This is a genomic window from Pseudomonas sp. NPDC088885 (assembly GCF_044750025.1).
In the GTDB taxonomy this organism is placed as follows: domain Bacteria; phylum Pseudomonadota; class Gammaproteobacteria; order Pseudomonadales; family Pseudomonadaceae; genus Aquipseudomonas; species Aquipseudomonas rustica.
Genome location: NZ_JBIVJB010000187.1, coordinates 1 through 3821, shown reverse-complemented (window position 1 = coordinate 3821; position 3821 = coordinate 1). Strand labels below are relative to the sequence as shown.

4 protein-coding genes and 1 pseudogene are annotated in these 3821 nt (G+C 58.8%); 4 read left to right on the top strand and 1 reads right to left on the bottom strand.

From position 1 onward, the window contains the following. Positions 1-106: cold-shock protein (locus ACIP1X_RS28120; RefSeq protein WP_400755900.1), on the top strand; the 106-nt coding region annotated here is incomplete at its 5' end. A 152-nt stretch (positions 107-258) separates the two neighbouring features. On the opposite strand, the gene ACIP1X_RS28115 is transcribed toward ACIP1X_RS28120, so the two are convergent. After that, positions 259-1266: a DUF481 domain-containing protein gene (locus ACIP1X_RS28115; protein ID WP_400649145.1), complete on the bottom strand. Its 1008-nt coding sequence runs from the start codon at positions 1264-1266 to the stop codon at positions 259-261. Between the two features lie 164 nt (positions 1267-1430). Here ACIP1X_RS28115 and ACIP1X_RS28110 point away from each other — a divergent pair, with 164 nt between their 5' ends. The 3 genes and pseudogenes from ACIP1X_RS28110 to ACIP1X_RS28100 form a co-directional block, all read left to right on the top strand. Next, a complete protein-coding gene (locus ACIP1X_RS28110; protein ID WP_053117764.1) occupies positions 1431-1784 on the top strand; it encodes an MGMT family protein in 354 nt (117 codons plus the stop codon). 43 nt (positions 1785-1827) lie between these two features. Beyond that, positions 1828-3387 carry an AmpG family muropeptide MFS transporter gene (locus ACIP1X_RS28105; protein WP_053117762.1) on the top strand — a complete coding sequence of 520 codons (1560 nt, stop codon included), beginning with the start codon at positions 1828-1830 and terminating at the stop codon, positions 3385-3387. 129 nt (positions 3388-3516) lie between these two features. After that, positions 3517-3821, top strand: a pseudogene (locus ACIP1X_RS28100) (proline--tRNA ligase); the annotation flags it as partial.

Below are 3821 nucleotides of genomic sequence, written 5' to 3'. Positions count from 1 at the left end.
TATCCAATCCGACGGCTTCAAAAGCCTGAAAGAAGGCCAACAGGTTTCTTTCATCGCTACCCGCGGTCAGAAAGGCATGCAAGCTGAGGAAGTACAAGTTATCTAACTTGTAGCTTCTTTAGAAAAGAGCCCCGCCCTTAAAAGCGGGGTTTTTTTGTGGGCGTCTGTTTTTCAGGCGCAAAAAAAGATCGCAGCCTTCGGCAGCTCCACACAATCCGTGTAGGAGCTGCCGAAGGCTGCGATCTTTTGCTTTAAGCCTTACCAGGCCACGCCAAACCCGGCCGTGTAACGGGTCTTGCTCAAATCAGCATCATCGGTACCACTGATAATGTCGCGCTCAGCTTTCAAATTCAGAGACGCCCATTCAGTAACCTTGTAGCGCAGCCCCATCTCGGCATCCAGCGCGTAATCCGCGACACCCGACAACGGCTTGCCAAACTCGCCGTTAGTGAAGAACTCGACCTTCTTGCCGATCAGGTAACGGTTGTAATCCCACTTCATCGCGACCGAATAGAAGTTGTCCTTGCCGCCATCGCTGTATTCGTAATCGGTACGGTTGAGCAGCGAACCGAGCGAGAACGCACCCAACTCGTCATCCCAGAACTGGTAACCCGGACCGGTACCGACCACACGCTGGCGCGACAGGTCTTCAACATGGTCGCGCTTGTAATTCAAACGCCCCTGCCAGAACCACTTATCGGTCAGGAAGCGGTCGAGGGAGTATTCGGCGCGCCAGTTGTTGGTGGTGACTTCGTCGTCCTGCACTTCGCGGTTGTACTCGCCCTCGGCGGTGTGACGCCAGCGACCGTGGCGCGCGGTGGTTTTGAAATCGATGTCGTAATCGTCGGTGTCTTTTTCCGCGCGCTGATAATCCATTGCCAGGTCGACATTGCCCTTCCACACCAGATCCTCGACCACCGGTTTCGGCTTGAGAATCTGCTGAATGCTCGCCAGCTCGACAGTTTTTGGCGCCTCGCCGTTGGCCAGGGTGACCTTGCCGTCTTCCGCTGCGGTCAGCGACTTGGAGACTTCGCCGGTGTAGGCATCCTGTTTGACCAACAGGTGCTGATCGCTCTCAAGGGTCTTGACCTCTTTCCAGTCGATCGTGACTGCTCCGGCGTACTTGGTCTGAATCAACAGTTTGCCGCCGTCGAACAGGGAAATGGTGCCGCTCAACTTGTCACCGTTCTTCAACCAGACGGTGTCGGCAAGCAGGGGCGTGGACGCACTGAAAACAGCAAGGCACAGCAAGGTTCTGGACAACATAAGCGAATCGAGGGCTCAAGTTTGCGAAAAAAGGTGGGCATTATCCGTAGGAATAAGACCCTGACAAGGACTGACCGGACTATTTCTATTGAGTTCATTTCTCAACTGCACGACGAGGGATTACGCTTAGGGCCTCGATACGATCAAGTTCAGGAACTCCGTACGTGACAGACCCGAACCCCGAAGGGGACAGCGAAGCGCAAATCCGACGCACGGCGCTCTACTCGACACTCGCCCAAGTGCCCGAAGGCAAAGTCGTCAGCTATGGTCAGTTAGCCGAACTGGCCGGGTTGGGGCGCGCCGCCCGCTGGGTCGGCCGCGTATTGAGTCAGTTGCCTGGTGACACCAAACTGCCCTGGCACCGTGTATTGGGCGCCGGCGGTCGTATCAGTTTGCCGGTGGGCAGCCCGTCGGGCGACGAACAACGGGCGCGTTTACGCGTGGAAGGCATCACCGTCCAGAATAATCGTGTGGATATTCAGCGCCATGGCTGGCGTCCGGTAGAGCACAGCGGTTAGAGTGCGCGCTTTGTTTTCGCAATCTTGAGGCAGACTTCAGCCCATGCCCCGTAAAACCTGGCGCGCCGCGCTAGCTGCTTATGCCAGTCCTTCGACGCTCGTGCTGTTGTTGCTCGGTTTCGCCGCCGGCCTGCCGTACATGCTGGTGTTTTCAACGCTTTCCGTCTGGCTACGTGAAGCGGGCGTAGCCCGTGAAACGATTGGCTACGCAAGCCTCATCGGCCTGGCCTATGCGTTCAAATGGGTCTGGTCACCGCTGCTCGACCAATGGCGCCTGCCGTTGCTCGGCAAGCTTGGCCGACGCCGCTCCTGGCTGGTGCTCTCACAAGTCCTGGTGATCCTTGGCCTGATCGGCATGGGTTTCTGTGATCCGCAGAAGCACCTGTCCTGGTTGATCGCGATTGCCGTGGTCGTCGCTTTCGCTTCCGCTACCCAAGACATTGCGGTCGACGCCTATCGACTGGAAATCGCCGACGACAACCGTCAGGCCGCACTCGCCGCCAGCTACATGTCCGGCTACCGCGTCGCCGCCCTGCTCGCCACCGCCGGCGCATTGTTTTTTGCCGAAGGCTTCGGCTCTACCGGTTTCAACTACAAGCACTCGGCGTGGACCGGCACTTATGTGTTGTTCGGCGCGCTGATGATCCCTGCCCTGCTCACTACGCTGTTCATGCGCGAACCGCCGGTGCCGTTGCGTACGCAATTGCAGGCCGGGCGCTATACGTTCATGCATCAATTAATGTCGGTGTTCGTGCTGATCGTCTTGCTCGTGTCCGTGCCGGCGATGTTCACCCAGCTGTACAACACCGATTTCGCCAGCGTGCTGTTCGGCAGCATGAGCCCGCTCGATCTGCTGCTCGAAGACCGTGCCTTCCTGCGCGCCATCCTCTATACCCTGCTGACCGGTCTGTGCCTGTCGACCATGGGTCGCCGTGGCCTGGCGCCGGTGCTGACGCCGGTCAACGACTTCATCCTGCGTTATCGCTGGCAGGCACTGCTGCTGCTCGGTTTGATCGCGACCTACCGGATGTCCGACACGGTGATGGGCGTAATGGCCAACGTGTTCTACATCGATCAGGGCTTCACCAAGGATCAGATCGCCAGTGTCAGCAAGATTTTCGGCCTGATCATGACCCTCGTCGGCGCCGGCATGGGTGGCCTGCTGATCGTGCGTTTCGGCATTTTGCCGATTCTGCTGATCGGCGGCGCCGCCTCGGCAGGCACCAACCTGCTGTTCCTGATGCTCGCCGATATGGGCCCGAACCTGAAGATGCTGGTGGTGACCATCTCCCTCGACAACTTCAGTTCGGGCCTGGCCACGTCGGCGTTTGTCGCCTACCTGTCGAGCCTGACCAACTTGAAGTTCTCCGCGACGCAATACGCCCTGCTCAGCTCGATCATGCTCCTGCTGCCGCGCCTGATCGGCGGCTATTCCGGGGTAATGGTGGAGAAGTTCGGTTACCACAACTTCTTCCTGATCACCGCGTTGCTCGGTGTGCCGACGCTGGTGCTGATCGCCCTGCACTGGTTCCAGGAAAGTCGCCGCGAAGGCCCGACACCCACGCCCGAGCCCGTCCCGACGCCCGTCGCGGAAGAGTCGTAAGACATTTCGTCAATGGCGAGAGGAATCCCGCCGTTGAACCTCTCCACCGGCCACACGCCTGTACGTCAGCAAAAGTCGCCGGTACACTGCTCCGTCATTTCCAGTCATAGCAACCGACAACGGCCAACCATGCGCACCAGTCAATTTTTGCTCGCCACACAGAAAGAAACGCCTTCCGACGCGGTCGTGATCAGCCACCAGCTGATGCTGCGCGCCGGCATGATCCGCAAACTCGCCTCGGGCCTGTACACCTGGCTGCCGATGGGCTTGCGAGTGATGCGCAAGGTTGAAGCCATCGTTCGTGAAGAAATGAACGCTGCCGGCTCTCTGGAAGTGTTGATGCCGAGCACCCAACCGGCCGAGCTGTGGCAGGAATCGGGGCGCTGGGAAGAATACGGCCCTGAGCTGCTGCGCATCAAAGACCGCCACGGTCG